Consider the following 1,153-nt stretch of genomic DNA (forward strand, 5'->3'; position numbering starts at 1 on the left):
ATACAATACGGACTGAGGTTGTTCCGGGAGGAAGCATAAAGCTGTAAAGGCTTCCTTCCTGACGAATGGGTCTGACCGATGCCCCACTTTCTGTCACAAGGTGAAGATCAGGATTGTGTGTCAGTTGCCCTGTGGTAACTGAATCCTGTTCTTCGAAAAGTTTTACACTGCGTGCCTGAAGTGTGCGAAAAACAGGTTCGACAAAGCTATGCTCAACGCACAGAGGAACGGCTGCGTCATTTTCCCAATTCTGGTTGGTGTTCCTGAGAGAAACAAGGTTTCCTTCCTGGATGAAGGCCCGGCGATTGCCAGTATCAAGGTAGCTTTCGGTGAACATGCCGTCTGCCTTAATGATAGCATGGTGCTCTGTTTCTACGTGATAGTAATCATAAGCAGTGATGGATTTGTCATAGAAGATCGAGGATCCGTTGATCAGCATTCTGGCAGGAATGAACCGTCCATCAAAGAACAGGCAATGCTCTGGGGTAATCAGCATATCCTTGTAAGGTACACCATCTGAGACGGCGTTTTTGAGAATACGCACGGGGTATCCCGCTTCATCGTCTCTTAAGTGCGGGCGAACTACGGCATGTGCCATACCTGCCCAGGTAACGGCTGTTTCTTGAGGAACATCATGCACGTAAGCAATGACCGTATCACCCATCCGGATGTCTTCGACAGGAACATTACCTTCTGGCGTCTCGATCATACTGCCAGCAAGAAAGCAGACTTCAGCAAGAGCTCCATTACTTCCATTATCAACCAGAACAAATCCAGTGTTCTTGACGCCTGGAATGTTTAACGTGATTGTTTTTCCGTTGGCTAGCGTAATGATGACCTGATCTGCGGATGGATAAGCATAAGATGCTCCTGCTGCAGAGACACCGGCCAGATCAATAGTGTCAGAATTTCCTGGGCCGCTCCCGCTCCAGCCACTGATAACTGTATTGACAGTTCCACCATTTGCCAGACCAGAAATGGTCAAACCATGGTTGACGTTACTTGGGAGAACAATCGTTCCTCCTGCATTGTTCCAGATCGTCGCAGTGCCGCCAGATTGAAGGGTCGTCACTCCTGAAAGAGTAGCTCCGCTTGACGCTGTTAAAGTAGCACCGTTTGGAATTGTTGTGTTGGAAAGTGTTGCACCGGACTT

Annotated in this window: 1 protein-coding gene; it reads right to left on the minus strand. The window is 48.6% G+C overall.

Translation table 11 applies throughout. From position 1 onward, the window contains the following. The coding region (locus tag Abin_RS15370; RefSeq protein ID WP_373854458.1) for a Hint domain-containing protein at positions 1-1,072 on the minus strand (1,072 nt) is incomplete at its 3' end. Positions 1,073-1,153 lie beyond the last annotated feature (81 nt).

It is taken from the genome of Acetobacter indonesiensis, from assembly GCF_000963945.1.
In the GTDB taxonomy this organism is placed as follows: Bacteria; Pseudomonadota; Alphaproteobacteria; order Acetobacterales; family Acetobacteraceae; genus Acetobacter; species Acetobacter indonesiensis.